This window comes from Actinoplanes sp. NPDC051494, assembly GCF_044454705.1.
Lineage (GTDB): Bacteria > Actinomycetota > Actinomycetes > Mycobacteriales > Micromonosporaceae > Actinoplanes.
In genome coordinates this window covers 244,541-260,803 of the sequence record NZ_JBITDZ010000007.1, presented here as the reverse complement: position 1 = coordinate 260,803, position 16,263 = coordinate 244,541, and the positions used below count along the sequence as shown (strand labels likewise).

The window sequence follows — 16,263 nt, the reverse complement described above, 5'->3', positions numbered from 1 at the left end:
CATGGTGATGGAAACCAGGGACCTCGCCCGGATCAAGGCGTTCAAGAAGGCGGCGGAGAAGCCGCTGCTGCTGGATGTCCTGCTGGCACTGGTGCTGTCGTGGGCCGTGATGAAGAAGGCGACCGTCGACGGAGCCACCCCGGCGCTCGGTGACGGGCTGGTCGCCCTGGTCGCGTTCATCGCGGTGCTGCTGCGCCGGGTCCACCCGATGCTCGCGCTGGCCGTCGCCACCGTCGCCTCGATCGGCGCCATCATGCACGGCGTCAGCAACCCCGGCCAGCTCGTCGCGATCGGCGTCATCACGTACTCGATCGCGGCCCACACCGACCGGCGCAAGGGCATGCTCTGCGCGCTCGGCGCGTCCGCGGTGATCTACCTGACCGGGCTGATCGTCGCGGTCGACGACTGGTGGAAGTTCGAGACCATCGGGATCTTCGCCTGGATCTTCCTGGCCGCGGCGGTCGGCGACGCGGTCCGCAGCCATCGCGCCTACATCCGCGAGGTCGAGGACCGGGCCCAGCGCGCCGAACAGACCCGCGACGAAGAGGCCCGCCGCCGGGTCATGGACGAACGGGTCCGCATCGCCCGCGAGCTGCACGACGTCGTCGCCCACCACATCGCGGTGATCAGCGTGCAGGCCGGGGCCGCCGCCCACGTCCTGGAACGCCGCCCGGACCAGGTCGGCCCGGTGCTCGCGCACATCCGTGAGGCCTCCGACACCGTGTTGCGCGAGATCCAGTCGGTGGTCGGCGTGCTGCGCAACGAGGACGAGGCCGAGAGTACCGAGCCCACGCCGGGCATGGCCCGGCTGCCGGAGTTGCTGTCAGGTTTGGAGCAGGCAGGATTCTCGGTACGCCCGCAGCAGCGCGGAAGGCCCCGCGAGCTGCCGGCCCTCGTGGACCTGGCGGCGTACCGGATCGTGCAGGAAGCGGTGACCAACGCCCACAAACACGGCTGCGGCCCGATCCGCCTGCTGGTCGAGTACGCCCCCGCCGGCGTGGTCATCGAGGTGACCAACGAGATCCGCCCGGCCCCGGTCAGCCCCGGCTCCGGCTACGGTCTGCTGGGCATGCGAGAACGAGCCGCCTCAGCCGGAGGCGACGTCACCACCGGCCCCCTGGGCGACGGCCGCTTCCGAGTACACGCCGTCCTGCCCGCCGCCGACCCCGCAGCCCAGTCGCCCAGCCTCCCCGCCGATGCCGCCGCCGGCCGAGGAGTAGCCCTCCCCACCCGGGCCGCCGGCCGAGAAGCAGCCCTCCCCACCCGGGCCGCCGGCCGAGAAGCAGCCCTCCCCACCGATGCCGCCGGCTGCGGAGGAGCAGCCCTCCCCGCCGATGCCGGTCGCGCAGCTGCTCTCCCCGGCCCATCCATCGCCTGCCTCCGGCCCCGCCTCCCCGCCGCGGACAGCGCGGGCCCCGGATCCGACCTCCCGGTCCGCGTCCTGCACGCGGTAACCGGCTTCAACGACGTAGAAGCCGCCCTGAGCCGCACCACCACCCTGATGAACGGCCTGCGATCCTGCGCCGTCCCACCCCGCGAAGAACACCCATGACCCCCACCCCCGCAGCCGCGTCCCCCGCCACCGCGGCCTTCGCCACCCCCGCCACCGCGCCCGCGCCCGCGCCTACCGCACCCGCGCCTACCGCACCCGCGCCCGCGCCTGCGGCGCCTCTGCCTGCTCCCACCGTGCCAGCCGTGCCAGCCGTGCCAGCGGTGCCTGCCGCGCCCGCGCCCGCGCCTGCCGCGCCTTTGCCTGCTGCCACCGTGCCAGCCGTGCCCGTCGCGCCAGCCGCCGCTGCCAGCGGTCCTGGCGTGGCTGTTTTGACCCTGCGCTCCGTCATTCGCTGGCGCAAAAGGGGCATGGCGTGACCATTCGGGTGCTGTTGGCCGATGATCAGGCGCTGATTCGGGCCGGGTTCAAGATGATCATTGATTCTGAGCCGGGGTTCGAGGTGGTGGCCGAGGCGCGGGACGGGCGGGAGGCGGTCGATCTGGCTCGGACCGCCCGGGCCGACGTCGTGCTCATGGACATCCGGATGCCGCGGATGGACGGGCTCGAGGCGACCCGGCGGATCGGGGCCGACGACAACCTGGCCGGGGTACGGGTGCTCGTGCTCACCACGTTCGAGAACGATGACAACGTGGTGCTCGCGTTGCAGGCCGGGGCCAGCGGGTTCCTGGGCAAGGGGGTCGCTCCCGAGGATCTGCTGCACGCGATCCGGGTGGTGGCCGGCGGCGAGTCGCTGCTGTCCCCGAAAGCCACCCGCGGGCTGGTCAGCCGGTTCCTGAGCAGTCTGCGCGCCGAGCCGGCCGGGTCGTTGCCGGGGCTGGGCCTGCTCACCGAACGGGAGCGGGAGATCCTGGTGCTGGTCGCGCACGGGCTGTCCAACGACGATATCGCCGAGCGGCTCTACCTGTCGCCGTTGACCGCCAAGACCCACGTCAACCGGGCCATGACCAAGCTCAACGTACGGGACCGGGCGCAACTGGTCGTGCTGGCGTACCAGAGCGGTCTGGTGCGGCAGGGGGACGCGTTGCCGGGAGAGTGACCCGGACCGTGGTGCCGGCACCGACGGCCGACGTGACCCCGGTCGTGCCGCCGTGCGCGGCCACGATCGCCTCGACGATGGCCAGGCCGAGGCCGGACGAGCCGACCCCGTCACGACTGCGGCTCGGGTCGGCGCGGTAGAACCGTTCGAAGACGTGCGCCAGGTGCTCCGGTGCTATCCCGTCGCCCTCGTCGCGTACCTCGATGTCGACGTGCTCCGGCCGTACGGTGATCGAAACCGTGACCGGCGTGCCCGGCCTGGTGTGCTGGACCGCGTTGCCGACCAGGTTGCGCAGCACCTGCTGCAGCCGCGGCCCGTCGCCGTGCAGCGGCGCGCGGGCGGCACCGGTGAGCTCGATGCCGCGGTCGGCGGTGACCACCCGGGCGTCGTCGACGACCTCGGCGGCCAGCCCGACCACGTCCACCTCGTCGCGGGCCAGCGGCCGGGCCGCGTCCAGGCGGGCGAGCAGCGACAGCTCGTCGACGAGCAGGCGCATCCGGCCGACCTCGGCCTCGACCCGGACCATCGCGTGGTCCAGCTGTTCGGGATCGCGCAGGCCACCCTGGACGTACAGATCGATCCAGCCGTTGACCGTGGCCAGCGGCGTACGCAGCTCGTGGCTGGCGTCCGCGACGAAGGTCCGCAGCCGGTCCTCGGCCCGGCGCTGGGCGTCGAACGCCTTGTTCACCGCGGCGGCGAGTTTCTCGGTCTCGGGCCCGGTCCCACCGACCGGCAGCCGCAGGTCACGGTGCCCGGCCGCGATCGCGTCGGCGGTGTGGGCCATCCGGGTGAGCGGCCGCAGCCCGACCCGGATGAGCAGCGACGCGAGCAGCCCCATCAGGGTGATCGCGATGAGCGTGCCGCTCGTGGTGACGAGCGTGATCAGCCGTACGGTGCCGCGGTCGCCGGCGACCGGTGCGGCCACGACCATGCGCTCGGCGTGTACGGTGCCCGCCGGCGTGACCCGGTCGACGACCAGCCCCGGGGTGTCGATCAGCGCGACCACCATGGGTTCCGGCCGTTCGATCACCCGGGTGTGCCCGGCGGTCAGGCCGGCCGCCGCGGCGACCAGCGTGCCGGCGTCGGCGCGCCCGGTGCCGAGGGTGAGCACGACCTGCCCGCCGGTGTCGACGAGGACGGCCGTGTTGCCGACCGGGATGAGCAGTTGCAGCTGGGCGACGTCCAGTTCGTAGCCGGTCTGGCCGGCCAGCCCGGCGGTCACCCGGGACGCGACCGTGGCCAGGCTGGACCCGACCCGTTCGGACAGGTAGCGGCGGACCAGCACCACGCTGCCCACCGACACGAAGACGAGTCCGGCGCTGAGCAGCAGCACCAGCACCAGCGTGAGCCGCCCCCGGATCGACCTGATCACGGTTGCGTGTCCGGGGAACGCAGGCTGTACCCGAATCCGCGGACCGTGTGGATCAGCGACGGGCCGCCGAAGTCGATCTTGCGGCGCAGGTTGGAGACGAACCGCTCGACCACGCCCGCGTCGCCACCGAAGTCGTACTGCCACACGTGATCGAGGATCTGTGCCTTGGACACGACCCGGCCCGCGTTGGTCATCAGGTAGCGCAGCAGCCGGAACTCGGTGGGGGAGAGCTCCACCGGTCGCCCGCCCCGGCTGACCAGGTGCCGGGACTCGTCCATCGCCAGGTCGGCGCAGCGCAGCACGGTGTCCGGCGCCGGGGCGGTGGCACCACGCCGGGAGCGCCGCAGCAGCGCCTCCAGCCGGGCCGCGACCTCGACCACGTTGAACGGTTTCGTCAGGTAGTCGTCGCCACCCAGGCGTAGACCCTTGACCCGGTCGTCGAGCTCGTCGCGCGCGGTCAGGAACATCACCGGCACGTCCACATCCCTGGTGCGCAGCAGGTGCAGCAGGTCGAAACCGTCGGTGCCGGGCAGCATCACGTCCAGCACGATCGCGTCCGGGGCCCGGGCGCCGATCACGGCCAGGGCGGCCGGCACGTCGCCGACCGCCTCGACCTCGAAACCCGCGAACCGCAACGCGGAGAGCAGCAGCTCCCGCAACCCGGCGTCGTCGTCCACCACGAGAATGCGATCCACGTGCACCATCAGACCATCACGGCCCGCTCATCCTCGGCATCGGGCACCGGTGCGGCCAGGCGGGCGCCTTCCAGATCCAGGTTCGGCAGGATCCGGTCCAGCCATCGGGGCAGCCACCAGGCACCGCGCCCGGCCATGGCCAGGACCGCCGGCACCAGCGTCATACGGACCAGGAAGGCGTCCACGAGTACGCCCACGGCCAGCGCGAAGGCGATCGGTTTGAGCGTGGCGTTGCCGCCCGGCACGAAGCCGGCGAACACCGAGATCATGATGAGGGCGGCGGCACCGACCACCCGTGACGAGTCCCGGAAACCGTTGACCACCGAGGACAGCGGGTCACGGGTGTGCGCGTACTCCTCGTGCATCCGCGACACCAGGAACACCTCGTAGTCCATGGCCAGCCCGAACAGCACCGCCATCAGGATGATCGGCATGAAGCTGATCACCGGCCCGGTGCGCGCGACCCCGATGACGTCGGCCAGCCACCCCCACTGGAACACCGCGACGACCGCGCCGAGCGTGGCCCCGATCGACAGCAGGAACCCCAGCGCGGCCTTGACCGGCACCACCAGCGACCGGAACGCGACCATCAGCAGCAACACGGCCAGGCCCACCACGACCGATGCGAAGGGTACGAGGGAATCGGCCAGCCGTTCCGAGATGTCGATGCCGATCGCGGTCTGCCCGGTGACCCCGACCCCGGCACCGCCCACGTCGCGGATGTCCTGGACCACCCGCTCGGTCGCCACGTCCTGCGGCCCGGTCGACGGGATGACCTGGATGAGCGCGTACCGCCCGTCCGCGGAGAGCTGGGGAGCGGTGGCGACCGCGACCCCGTCCACGGCACCGATCGCCGTCGCCAGCCCCGCGGGATCGGCACCGGTCTCGTTCAGGTCGGCCAGCACGAGCAGCGGGCCGTTGAAGCCGGGGCCGAACGCGGCTGCCGTCAGGTCGTACGCCTCCCGTTGCGTGCTGCCCTGGGGTGCGGACCCGTTGTCGGTGAGCGAGAGCCGCAGCCCGGCCGCCGGCACCGCCATGATGCCGAGCACGACGACGACCGCGACCGTGGTGATCAGCGGATGACGGGTGACCAGCCGGGCCCAGCGGGTGCCGGCACCCGGCCGGTCGTCGGCGTGCTCCTCGCGCCGCGCGGCCCGGGACCCCGCCCTCGGGCGCATCCGCTCCCCGGCGAAGCCGAGCACGGCGGGCAACAGGGTGATTGCGACCAGCATCCCGACCAGCACCGCGGCGGCCGCGGACAACCCCATCGCGGTCAGGAACGGGATCCCCACCACGGTCAGCCCGGCCAACGCGATGATCACGGTGAGACCGGCGAAGACGACCGCGCTGCCGGCCGTACCGATGGATCGTGCGGTTGAAGCGGCGACCGTCATCCCACCGGCCAGTTGCGACCGGTGCCGGGCCACGATGAACAGCGCATAATCGATCCCGACCGCCAGCCCCAGCATGATCGCCAGGGTCGGCGCGGTCGGCGGCAGCGACGTCACCCCGGCCACGACGGTCAGCCCGGCCGCGGTGACCCCGACCCCGAGCAGCGCGGTGAGCAGCGGCATCCCCGCCGCGGCCAGCGACGTGAACGTGATCAGCAGCACGGCCAGCGCCACGACCAGCCCCAGGACCTCGGTGAGATGATTGCCCTCCCCGACGGTGTCCCCGTAGGCGGATCCGCCGACCTCGACCCGCATCCCGGCATCCCGCGCGGGCTGCAGCGCGGCCTCGAGAGCGGGCAGCGTCCCATCCTCCAGGTCGGCCTTCTTCTCCTGATAGAGCACCTGCCCGAGCGCGGTACGCCCATCCGGTGACACAATTTTCGCGGTAGCCGGATCAACCACGCCGTCGACCTGCGGAGCCTCTTTCGCGGCGGCCATCGCCCGCTGAACGGCGCCACTCTGCTCAGCGATCGTGTGCCCCTCCGGCGCCACGAACACAACCTGAGCCGTGACCCCCGACGAGGCCGGGAAAACCTCCCCCACGGTGTCGAGCGTCGCCTGAGCACCAGAGCCGGGAATCGTAAAATTATCCTGGTATGCCCCACCGGCAACGGCCGCCACCCCGCCGACCGCGATCAGCACCCCCAGCCACGCGACCAGAACAGAACGTCGGCGCCGATGCGCGAAGGCACCCAGCCGGTACAGCAGTGCGGCCATGACAGCGAACTCCTAGAACTCGGGATCGAACCGGGTCCCACTCCACCGCCCCCACCTGACGACCAGGCACCCCCACACCTGACGATCCCCTGACGGTCCCACCCAGACTCCGTTCCCGTCCCGCCCGCACGGTCCGGCGAGGCTGAACGGGCGGCATCGTCCAGCACCCCGGTGACGCCCGGCACACCACAAACGACAAGAACGCCGAAGTGCCCCGCGGCCCGCCGAGCCCCCGCCACGACGCCTTTGCCGGCACCACCGATCCGGCCCGGCGGGGTCGGGCCGGTATCGGAAGCTGCCCGACCCGGAGGGCGGTGCGGCTGGAGGGTGGTGCGGCTGGTGGGTGGTGCGGCTGGTGGGTGGTGCGGCTGGCGGCCAACGCAGGGTTGGCCAGCGCATGGCGGGGCTGCCGCAGGGCAAGGTGAGGTGGGGCAAGGCGGGTCGGGTAACTCCCGTTTGTTCACCTCTTGCGGCTGATCCGAATTTCGCAGACAGCCAACGTTCGGCCTTGACGTCCACAAAGCACCGTGCCCGCCCAGTGAAGTAGGCCGGCACGCCGAGAGTGGCGGACGGGTCGGCGGTGCAGGTGAAGGCGTCGGGCGCACTGCCCTTAGCAAGTCTGCCAGGCCGGCCCGCGGCGGCACTTTCCCCATGATCCTGAGGCTGCCCAAGCCGAGAGCTCAAGGTCGGGTAGCCGCGGAAGGTCGTGCAGGTGCGGTAGGGCAGCCAGTCGCGGCGAGCCGGTGCGGCCGCGGGAAAACGGGAGGACGGCCAGGTGCGGGAGGCCGGAGAGCCGCGGGACGGCGGGCCGGGTGCGGCAGGCTGGGAAGTCGCGAGAGAGCGGGACGGCGGGTAGCAGCGCGCCCGGCGGGCGTGGCAGGCCGGGTAGCCGAGGGATGGCGGGCAGGTATGGGCCGACGGGCAGGCCGAGCAGGCGTCTCAGGGCGGGCAGGCGTCTCAGGGCGGGCAGGCGTCTCAGGGCGGGCAGGCGTCTCAGGGCGGGCAGGCGTCCCAGGCCGAGCAGGAGCCCCAGGGCGGGCGTCTCAGGGCGGGCGTCTCAGGGCGGGCAGGCGTCCCAGGGCGGGCGTCCCAGGGCGGGCAGGTGTCCCAGGCCAGGTAGGCGTACCGGGGCATGCAGCTGTACCAGGGTGGGCGGGTGTGGCAGGCCGGGTGGCTGCGGGGCGGCGGGCAGTTATGGGACGGCGGGGTAGGTGCGGCAGGCCGGTCAGGCGGTGGAGGGCGAGCGGTCGTAGCAGGACGAGCGGGCGCGATGGGGGTCGTATGGGTGCGGGCCGGCCGGCCGGAGGTTGTCGTGGATCGGGCTTCTCTCGGCTGGGCCTCGGCGGGGCAGGTGTCATCAATCGATCTGCGGCGCCGGGTGTTTAGGCCACGGCTTCTCGGCGCACGAGACGTCTTGTCGCTGTGCGTTAGGCGGCCTACCCGAGGGGCGGCGGCGCATCGGTCGTGCCGATCAGTTGCTCAGATGCGCAGGTGGTAGAGGTTGCGGCGGGGTCGCTGGGTCGGGTCGATCGTGAACGGGGGAACGAACTCGGGGTGCCCATCGGTGCCGAGTCGGATGGTCCAGTCGGCGGTCGGGTGGTGGATGAGCCGGTGGTGGTGCCGGCAGAGCAGGACCATGTTGTCCAGGCTCGTGGTGCCTCCGTTGATCCAGTGTTTGATGTGATGCGCGTCCGTCCAGCGTGGTGGTTTGTCGCAGCCGGGGAAAGCGCAACCACGATCACGGAGGTGCAGGGCGCGTCGTAGGGCTGTGCCGGCTGTTCGGCTGCTTCGGCCCATGTCAAGGACCTGCCCAGCACTGCCGAGGATGGTGGGCAGGATCCGGGCATCGCAGGCCAGCCTGCGGGCCGTGGCGGCGGACACGCGCTCACCGGTGTCAGTGGTAGCCGCGCCCAAGGCACACGTGAGCGGGTGGTAAGCGACGGTGACCGCGAGTTGTGGGGGTTCGCCGCCGTCATCGGGAAGCTCGGTGGTGCGCAGAGCGAGGGTGCAAACACTGATCAGGGCATCGGCACGCCGCTGGGAGGGGGTGCGGGTGTCATCCGGGACCGGTGTGCACAACGGGTGCAGGGCGGCGTTGATGGTGGCGGCGTCTTCGGCGCCGAGCAGGCCGGAAACCCGGACAAGGCCCTCCACCGGTAACGAGAGGGTGATGCCGCGGCGGCGGTGGTTGCGGGCTTCCTGGCGGATCAGGGCTGCCTCATCGGCTTGGTCGGCGAGGTGGGGAGCGGCGTGGGCGAGGATACGTTCCCCGATACGGCGTAGCTGGTAGGCGGGGAACTGCCCGGCGTAGGCGAGCATGACGGTCTCGGCGTCCTGCACGACCTTCGGAACATTCACGGCACCAGGGATGGCGGCGAGGTCGTCGGGGATGGCCTGCACGGTGGTGGTGATCACTGCGGCTTGGCGCATGTTGAGGTGGCCGTCCAGGACAGCCTGCTCGATCACCGGGGTCGCCTTAACAGCGAGTTCACGTGCTTGGTGCGGGTCCAGCAGCAGGACGTGGCGCAACCAACCACTGAGGGAGCGGGCGCCCTGGGTCTGGGGCAGCTTACGACTGTCGGCCTCATGGGCCAGGCGGGTCTGCAGGACGATCGCGACCTGCTCCAGGTGATGCGCCGCGCGGAGCAGGCCGACGATCTCGTGGTCCAGCGGTGAGCGCAGCGGGGCCGCGGCGAACTCCGCCGCTTCCTTAACCAGCTGCTGCACGTCGACCAACACGAGTATCAATTTAGAACATGCGTACGACTATTCTGAAATTGATCAAGGGCTGTGGAGATGGATCAGTCGGCCGCTCGGGGGACGGGCTGGACGATGATCAGGGCGGTCGCGGTTTGGATGAGAGCGATCAGAAGGGCGTCGGCCGGGGTTCCTGTGGTCAGCAGGAACAGGGGCAGCGGGGCGGCGAACACGAGGACCGCTGTCAGTCTGAGCCCGTACCCTCGGGTCCCGCCGCGGAGTTTGAGGATGCTCGGGAAGGCGGTCGCCGCTATGCCTGCTGTGATCACCAGGGGGATGGCCCAGACGACGCTCACCAGGACCATGCCGATGGAGCGGGTGAGGTCGCTGCCTCGTTCCGCTGACCCCCACAGGGCGAGGCCCACCGATGTCACGGCCAGGTAGGCCACGGTGTGCAGGAGGACCCACAGGGTCAGGGGCAGGTCCGCGATCCGGCGGCGACCAGCGATCATGGAGCGAATCTATGGCCTGCGTGCAAGCCCGGGCCCGGCGGTGTGAGACTCCAGGAGGCCAGGAGCTTCAGGGCCTCGTGGGACGGGGACAGCGGTTTCGCCGTGTAGACGAAGAGGGTCTGTTCGGGGTCCTCGGGCAGCTGCAGGGCCTGGAAGTCGATGGTGAGGTCGCCGACCACGGGATGACGGTAGCTCTGGGCTCCTGAGGTGCGGACGAGGACCTGATGGTCGGCCCACCAGGTGCGGAACTCGGGGCATTTCGTGGCCAGTTCGTCGACCAGGGCGGACAGGGTCTCGTCGCCGGGGTGGCGGCCCGCGTCGAGGCGCAGGACGGCTACCGTTTCCGCTGCCACCTTGGGCCAGTCGGCGTACAGGTCGCGGGCGGCCGGGTCGAGGAAAAGGTAGCGGGCCTTGTTGCGGCGTGCGGCGGGCAGGGCGTTGAAGTCTCGGATCAGTGCGCGGGTCATCCGGTTGGTGGCGAGGATGTCCATCCGGCGGCCGACGACGAGGGCCGGGGACGCTGCCGCGTCGAGCGTCTCGAGCAGCTGGAACACGGTGGCGGGGACGCGCTGGGGACGGGGGCGGGCGATGCGGCGCGTGCGGGCGAGGTCGAACAGGTGGCCCCGTTCGGTGTCGTCGAGGCGCAGGGCCCTGGCGAGCGCGTCGAGCACGGTGGCCGACGGGTTCAGCGGGCGGCCCTGTTCGAGGCGGATGTAGTAGTCGACGCTGACGCCGGCGAGCTGGGCGAGCTCCTCGCGGCGCAGGCCGGGTACGCGGCGGCCGCGGGTGGGGACGGGCAGCCCGGCGTCCTCGGGGCGGATCCGGGCCCGCCGCGAGCGCAGGAATTCTCTCAGGTCCGCGTTCAGCTCCACCCCGTGATTGTGCCGCGGCACCCGTTGTGGGGGAGGGCCGAAACTGGTACTGCGAGGACCAGCCTGCCACTCTGAACCGATGGGGCTTGTGCTGGACACCGCGACGATCGCGCCCGGGGAGCGGGCCGAGGCTGGGACTCCGGTGGCGGCACGACACTGTTGCACCGCACCAGCTCCGGGTTGACACAGCGGCGGACACCCCGGCAGGTACGGGTGCTCGCCGAGGAGCGCTTCGGGTTCGTGGTGCTCGGTCCCGGCCGGTGGAGGTTCGAACAGGGCCCGGAGCAGCGCCGGGAGCAGACCCCGGGCTGGGGTGTGCTGACGGTCGACCAGGCGGCACCGTACGCGTTCGGCCGGTTCGGGGACGGCTCGACGTATGCGGTCAATGTGGATTGTTCCGCCCTGGGGCTGGCTCCGGACCTAATGCGTGCGGCGGCGCGGCGGCTTCCCGCAAGTCCGGTGCACGACTGGTCCGGGAGCATGTGCTGGGCCTGGCCCGGGGCGCTGACCGGAGCACCTGAATGTCTGACCTACCCCAAGTCCGGGTGCGGCCGGTGGTGTTCATCCACGGGCTGTGGCTGCTGCCGTCCAGCTGGGACCGCTGGGCCCGGGTGTTCGCCGAGGCCGGGTACGCGCCGGTGTCGCCGGGCTGGACCGCAAGCCGGCCGTGATTGGGCACTCGTTCGGTGGGTTGCTCACGATGATCGTCGCCAGGCGAGGGCTGGCCGCCGCGTCGGTGGCCATCGACTCGGCGCCGTTCCGTGGTGCGCTGCCGCTGCCGTTGTCAGCGCTGAAGGCATCGGCGCCGGTGCTCGGCAACCCGCTGAACCGGCACCGGGCCGTCCCGCTGACCTACGACCAGTTCCGGTTCGCGTTCGCCAGCGCGGTCGGTGAGGACGAGGCACACGAGTTGTACCGGACGTTCGCGGTCCCCGCGTCCGGCACCCCGCTGTTCCAGGCGGCGGCCGCCAACCTCGACCCCTGGACCGAGGCGAAGGCGGACGACCAGAACCTGGAGCGCGGGCCGTTGCTGGTGATCGAGGGGCTGGCGGACAACACGTCGCCGCCGGCGATCAACCGGGCGGCGTACAAGCTGCAGTCGGAGAACGAGGGCGTCACCGAGATCGCTTCCCTCGCCGGCCGCGGACATTCCATCACCATCGACAGCGGCTGGCGTGAGGTCTGCGACACCGCCCTGTCGTTCATCCGGAGGTTCGCCGACCTGGACGCGTACATCGAGCAGTCTGCCTTTCGTCAGCTCTTCGACGCTGATGTCCCGGCGGCGACGGCCGGGGCGATGGCGGCCGGGCAGCGGCCCGGCACGTTGATCTCGCTGGGCGAGCCGTCCGGGGAGCCGGCCTGGCGGACGATCCCGTCCTGGTACCTGGTGGCGCGCGACGACAGGACCATCCCGCCGGAGGCCGAGCGGGTGATGGCGGCCCGGATGAGGGCCCGCACGTCGGAGATCACCAGCTCGCACGCGATCACGGCCCGGGAAAGCAGGGCATTGCCACGGTACGGAATCCGCGTCGCGTCCGTACCGTGGCAGCCGGGCCGGGGTCGGGGCTGGGGCTGGGGCCGGGGGAGTCCGGCCCGGCCGTAGGGTGCGCTGCGTGATGACGAAGATCGAGCGGCCACCCATGCTTCCCACCGTGCGCGGTGGCATCCCGGTGGTCCTGGGGGACCGGCGGGTGCTGCATCCGGGGCGGCGGCGGTGGCTCCGGGCCCTGGTGTGGATGGTCGGGCTGGTCTTCGCCGTCGCGCTGGTGTTCGGGTTGTGGCTGGACGCCTCGCCCGCGGTGCTGCCCACCACCGACGCGGGTGAGTTCGCCGCGAAGGGGGCCGGCGCGGTGCTGGCCCTGACCGTGTACGGGCTGCTCGTGTGGCTGGTCGAGGGACGCCGGCCCACCGAGCTCGGCCCCCGGGGCCTGCCCGGGCTGGCGGTGGGACTGCTGCTCGGGCTGCTGATGATGAGCCTGGTGATGGCGATCCTGACCGCCACCGGGCTGTACCGCGTCGATGTTGTGGGCTGGGCTCCCGCGTGGCGGGCCGCCGGGCTGGCGATCCAGGCCGGGGTCGTGGAGGAGCTGATCGTCCGGGGGATCCTGCTGCGGCTGATCTGGCGGGCGTTCGGGCCGTGGGTGGCGTTCGTGGTCTCCGCGGTGGTGTTCGGGGCCGGGCATCTGAGCAACGACGGCAGTTCGCTGTTCGCCGCGTTCTGCGTCGCGCTGGAGGCCGGCGTCATGCTCGGTGCCTTCTATGCGCTCACCGGGCGGTTGTGGGTCTCCATCGGTGTCCACATGGCGTGGAACTTCGCCCAGGGCTACCTGTTCGGCGCCGCGGTCTCCGGTGGGGACACCGGGCCGTCGATCGCGACGAGCACCGCCCGCTCCGGCGCGCCGGAGGTGCTGACCGGGGGCGGGTTCGGCCCGGAGGCTTCCCTGGTCGCGCTCGTCGTCTGCACGGCGGTGGGCCTGGTGACACTGTTCCTCGCGTGGCGGCTGGGGCGCTTCAAGAAGGTCGTATGACAGTTTCATGACCTTCCGGCCGGGCCCGTTTGGCGACGCGACCGCGGGGGGCATGACTGGTGGCGTAAGCCCACCCCGCACCAAGGAGCTGTCGTGGAAGTCACCGGCATCATCACCGCCATCATCATCGGTCTCGTCATCGGCGCGCTGGGCCGGCTCGTCGTACCCGGCAAGCAGAACATCCCCATCTGGCTGACGCTGGTGATCGGTGTCGTGGCCGCGTTCCTCGGCACGCTCGTCGCCGGTGCGCTCGGCGTTGCCGACACCGCCGGCATCGACTGGATCGAGCTGCTCATCCAGGTCGCGTTCGCCGCGGTGGGTGTCGCCATCGTCGCCGGCACCTACAAGCGCCGCTGACCTTCGAGCGCAGCCGCTGACCTTCGAGCGCAGCCGCTGAGCGAAGACCGATGTGGGCCGTCCTCCGAGAAGGAGGGCGGCCCTCGTCGTTGAAGTGAGGACTATCTAACGCTCGCTTGTTCCGGGTGAAACTTCGCGGAAACGCCCGCTGCCTTGACTGTGGCCACCACACCACAGATGCGGCAGGTGAGCGTCATGCCGGAACGGTACGTGCTGGTGCGCTGGCCCGACGGGCCGCAGCAGCGGATCTACTCGCCCTCGACGGTCGTCGAGGACTACTTCCAGGCCGGGCAGACACTGCCGGTCGCCGACTTCCTCGTCCGCAGCCGGGAAGCCCTCACGATCGCCAGTGACCGGGTCCGGGCCGCGTACGGTTTCCCCTGCTCGAACGCCGCCCGCTCGATCGCCGCGGTCGAGGCGCACGCCGCCCGGTACGCCGACGGTGACGTCACGGTCGAGGGGATCGTGGCGTGACCCCGCACCACACCGTCGCGGTGATCGGTGGCGGTCAGGCCGGCCTGTCCATGAGCTGGTACCTGCGGCAGCGCGGCATCGACCACATCGTCCTCGAGCGGCACTCGGTCGGCCACGAGTGGCGGGAGCGGCGCTGGGACTCGTTCTGCCTCGTCACCCCGAACTGGCAGTGCGACCTGCCCGGTTTCCCCTATGCCGGGGACGACCCGGACGGGTTCATGCTCGGCGCCGAGGTGGTCGGCTACCTCGAGGACTACGCCGCCAGCTTCGGTCCTCCGCTGGTGCAGGGCGTCACGGTGACCGGCTTGCGGCGTACCCCCGCGGGGATCTTCGCCCTGGCCACCACCGCCGGGGACCACACCGCCGACCAGGTCGTGGTCGCCACCGGGCCGTATCACAACCCGGCCGTGCCCCGGCTCGCCGAACGGCTGCCGGCCGGTGTCACCCAGCTGCACTCGTCGCAGTACCGCAACGCCGAGCGCCTGCCCGCGGGCGAGGTGCTGGTGGTCGGGACCGGTCAGTCCGGCGCCCAGATCGCCGAGGACCTGCACCTGGCCGGCCGGCGCGTGCACCTCGCGGTGGGCAGCGCGCCGCGGGCCGCGCGCCGCTACCGGGGCCGGGACACCCTGGCCTGGCTGGACGAGATGGGGCATTACACCAGGGGCATCGAGGAGTTCGACGACGCCGACGCGGTGCGGCTGCGGGCCAACCACTACATGACCGGACGCGACGGCGGGCGGGACCTGGATCTGCGGGCTTTCGCCCGGCAGGGCATGCGGCTGTACGGCCGGTTGCGCGCGATCGGGAACGGCATCATCACCTTCGACGACGACCTGGCGGTGAACCTGGACCGCGCCGACGCGGTGGCCGAGGGGATCAAGGACGCCATCGACCGCTACATCGACTCGCGAGGGATCGCAGCGCCGGCAGAGGCCCGCTACGTTCCCGTCTGGGAGCCGGACGTCCGGGCCGGACAGCTGGACACCGGCGATCTCGGCGCGGTCGTGTGGGCGACCGGTTACCACCGTGATCACCGATGGGTGCAGGTGCCGGTCTTCGACGGGCGCGGCTACCCGACGCACGAGCGGGGCGTCACCAACTGCCCGGGGCTGTACTTCCTCGGTCTCCCCTGGCAGCACACGTGGGGATCGGGACGCTTCGCCGGCGTCTCCCGGGACGCGCACCACCTCGCCGACCGGATCATGGCCACCCGCCGGGCATGCCAGGTGGCTCAGCGTGAATGACTCGCATCGGCACCTGGGGGTGCTGCCCGCGTACCCGTTCTACGGTGGGCCGCCGGTCAACCCGGACGTCACCGCCCGCGCGACCATCGACGAGCTGCTCGCGGACCTCGACGCCGAGGGCACCGAGCGCGCGCTGATCCTGCCCAACTACGGGGTGCCCGACCCGGACGTCGCGTTCGGCTTCAACGAGCTGGTGGTCGAGGCCGCCCAGCGCGACGACCGGATCCGCTGCGGGCTCTGGGTCTCCGGAAAAGCCGAGGACCGGGACCGTACGGACAGAGCACTCGAACTGGCATCGGAAGCGGGCGTGCGTGCGCTGAAGATGAGCTTCCTGCTCGGCGGCACGGTCGACGATCCCGGCGTGCGGTCGGTGTTCGACGCGGCCCGGCAGCACGACCTCGTGGTGCACGTGCACACCTCGCCCGGCGCCGGTTCCGACATCGACCGGGTCGGTGAGCTGGTGGACCGGTACGGCGATCACGTCAAGATCCACCTGGTGCACTTCGGCGGCGGGATGAGCGGGCACATCAAGCTCATCGGCTCGCGGTTCTTCGACTGGATCGCCGCCGGCAAACAGGTCTACACCGACCTGTCCTGGGCCATCGGGTTCGCCCCGCGCTGGCTCGTCACCGAGATCGACCGGCGTGGCCTCGGCCATGACCGGGTGCTGTTCGCCAGCGACGAGCCGTGGGGTGACCACGCCGGCGAGCTGGCCCGCGTGCGCGCCGCCGTCGGTGGCCGTGAACTGGAAAAACTCGTTCTGCAAGACACGTTCGACAAGCTCTACCGATAAGA

General features: G+C 71.5%; 15 protein-coding genes. 9 read left to right on the top strand and 6 right to left on the bottom strand.

The window, feature by feature from the left end; translation table 11 throughout:
• The first annotated feature begins 7 nt into the window (after window positions 1-7).
• Both ACIA6A_RS24705 and ACIA6A_RS24700 read left to right on the top strand, forming a co-directional pair.
• Complete coding sequence (locus ACIA6A_RS24705; RefSeq protein WP_396100207.1) at window positions 8-1,552, top strand: histidine kinase; 1,545 nt, start codon at window positions 8-10, stop codon at window positions 1,550-1,552.
• Window positions 1,553-1,865: 313 nt separating this feature from the next.
• The gene (locus tag ACIA6A_RS24700; RefSeq protein WP_396100206.1) at window positions 1,866-2,549 is read left to right on the top strand and encodes a response regulator; all 684 of its coding nucleotides are present in this window, start codon (window positions 1,866-1,868) and stop codon (window positions 2,547-2,549) included.
• Here ACIA6A_RS24700 and ACIA6A_RS24695 read toward each other — a convergent pair.
• The 6 genes from ACIA6A_RS24695 to ACIA6A_RS24670 all read right to left on the bottom strand — a co-directional run bounded on the left by ACIA6A_RS24695 (window position 2,464) and on the right by ACIA6A_RS24670 (window position 10,865).
• Window positions 2,464-3,921: an ATP-binding protein gene (locus ACIA6A_RS24695; protein ID WP_396100205.1), complete on the bottom strand. Its 1,458-nt coding sequence runs from the start codon at window positions 3,919-3,921 to the stop codon at window positions 2,464-2,466. The genes ACIA6A_RS24700 and ACIA6A_RS24695 overlap by 86 nt on opposite strands.
• On the bottom strand, window positions 3,918-4,616 hold the full coding sequence (locus ACIA6A_RS24690; RefSeq protein ID WP_396100204.1) for a response regulator transcription factor: 699 nt from the start codon (window positions 4,614-4,616) through the stop codon (window positions 3,918-3,920). Before ACIA6A_RS24690 ends, ACIA6A_RS24695 begins: the two co-directional genes overlap by 4 nt.
• An 8-nt stretch (window positions 4,617-4,624) precedes the next feature.
• Entirely contained in the window at window positions 4,625-6,784 is a 2,160-nt protein-coding gene (locus ACIA6A_RS24685) for an MMPL family transporter (protein WP_396100203.1), read from the bottom strand.
• 1,479 nt (window positions 6,785-8,263) lie between these two features.
• Window positions 8,264-9,523 carry a DUF222 domain-containing protein gene (locus ACIA6A_RS24680; protein WP_396100202.1) on the bottom strand — a complete coding sequence of 420 codons (1,260 nt, stop codon included), beginning with the start codon at window positions 9,521-9,523 and terminating at the stop codon, window positions 8,264-8,266.
• A gap of 62 nt (window positions 9,524-9,585) precedes the next feature.
• On the bottom strand, window positions 9,586-9,993 hold the full coding sequence (locus tag ACIA6A_RS24675) for a hypothetical protein (RefSeq protein WP_396100201.1): 408 nt from the start codon (window positions 9,991-9,993) through the stop codon (window positions 9,586-9,588).
• Entirely contained in the window at window positions 9,990-10,865 is an 876-nt protein-coding gene (locus ACIA6A_RS24670; RefSeq protein ID WP_396100200.1) for a helix-turn-helix domain-containing protein, read from the bottom strand. The genes ACIA6A_RS24675 and ACIA6A_RS24670 overlap by 4 nt, the downstream gene beginning before the upstream one ends.
• Before the next feature lie 521 nt (window positions 10,866-11,386).
• Here ACIA6A_RS24670 and ACIA6A_RS24665 point away from each other — a divergent pair.
• The 7 genes from ACIA6A_RS24665 to ACIA6A_RS24635 all read left to right on the top strand — a co-directional run bounded on the left by ACIA6A_RS24665 (window position 11,387) and on the right by ACIA6A_RS24635 (window position 16,261).
• Window positions 11,387-11,536: a hypothetical protein gene (locus ACIA6A_RS24665; RefSeq protein ID WP_396100199.1), complete on the top strand. Its 150-nt coding sequence runs from the start codon at window positions 11,387-11,389 to the stop codon at window positions 11,534-11,536.
• The gene (locus ACIA6A_RS24660; RefSeq protein ID WP_396100198.1) at window positions 11,533-12,468 is read left to right on the top strand and encodes an alpha/beta fold hydrolase; all 936 of its coding nucleotides are present in this window, start codon (window positions 11,533-11,535) and stop codon (window positions 12,466-12,468) included. Before ACIA6A_RS24665 ends, ACIA6A_RS24660 begins: the two co-directional genes overlap by 4 nt.
• A 13-nt stretch (window positions 12,469-12,481) precedes the next feature.
• Complete coding sequence (locus ACIA6A_RS24655; protein WP_396100197.1) at window positions 12,482-13,393, top strand: lysostaphin resistance A-like protein; 912 nt, start codon at window positions 12,482-12,484, stop codon at window positions 13,391-13,393.
• A gap of 93 nt (window positions 13,394-13,486) precedes the next feature.
• Window positions 13,487-13,750 (top strand): GlsB/YeaQ/YmgE family stress response membrane protein, encoded by a 264-nt coding sequence (locus ACIA6A_RS24650; protein WP_396100196.1) that lies wholly within the window; start codon window positions 13,487-13,489, stop codon window positions 13,748-13,750.
• A 195-nt stretch (window positions 13,751-13,945) separates the two neighbouring features.
• Window positions 13,946-14,224 carry an MSMEG_0570 family nitrogen starvation response protein gene (locus ACIA6A_RS24645; RefSeq protein ID WP_396100195.1) on the top strand — a complete coding sequence of 93 codons (279 nt, stop codon included), beginning with the start codon at window positions 13,946-13,948 and terminating at the stop codon, window positions 14,222-14,224.
• Window positions 14,221-15,468 (top strand): MSMEG_0569 family flavin-dependent oxidoreductase, encoded by a 1,248-nt coding sequence (locus ACIA6A_RS24640; protein WP_396100194.1) that lies wholly within the window; start codon window positions 14,221-14,223, stop codon window positions 15,466-15,468. Before ACIA6A_RS24645 ends, ACIA6A_RS24640 begins: the two co-directional genes overlap by 4 nt.
• Window positions 15,461-16,261 carry an amidohydrolase family protein gene (locus ACIA6A_RS24635; RefSeq protein ID WP_396100193.1) on the top strand — a complete coding sequence of 267 codons (801 nt, stop codon included), beginning with the start codon at window positions 15,461-15,463 and terminating at the stop codon, window positions 16,259-16,261. Before ACIA6A_RS24640 ends, ACIA6A_RS24635 begins: the two co-directional genes overlap by 8 nt.
• The last annotated feature ends 2 nt before the right edge of the window (window positions 16,262-16,263 follow it).

What these genes read in the sequence shown, in the direction of transcription:
- ACIA6A_RS24705 (WP_396100207.1), top strand. Translation starts at nt 8, where the DNA reads ATGGAAACCAGGGACCTCGCCCGGATCAAGGCGTTCAAGAAGGCGGCG.
- ACIA6A_RS24685 (WP_396100203.1), bottom strand. Translation starts at nt 6,784, where the DNA reads ATGGCCGCACTGCTGTACCGGCTGGGTGCCTTCGCGCATCGGCGCCGA.
- ACIA6A_RS24675 (WP_396100201.1), bottom strand. Translation starts at nt 9,993, where the DNA reads ATGATCGCTGGTCGCCGCCGGATCGCGGACCTGCCCCTGACCCTGTGG.
- ACIA6A_RS24665 (WP_396100199.1), top strand. Translation starts at nt 11,387, where the DNA reads ATGTCTGACCTACCCCAAGTCCGGGTGCGGCCGGTGGTGTTCATCCAC.
- ACIA6A_RS24655 (WP_396100197.1), top strand. Translation starts at nt 12,482, where the DNA reads ATGACGAAGATCGAGCGGCCACCCATGCTTCCCACCGTGCGCGGTGGC.
- ACIA6A_RS24645 (WP_396100195.1), top strand. Translation starts at nt 13,946, where the DNA reads ATGCCGGAACGGTACGTGCTGGTGCGCTGGCCCGACGGGCCGCAGCAG.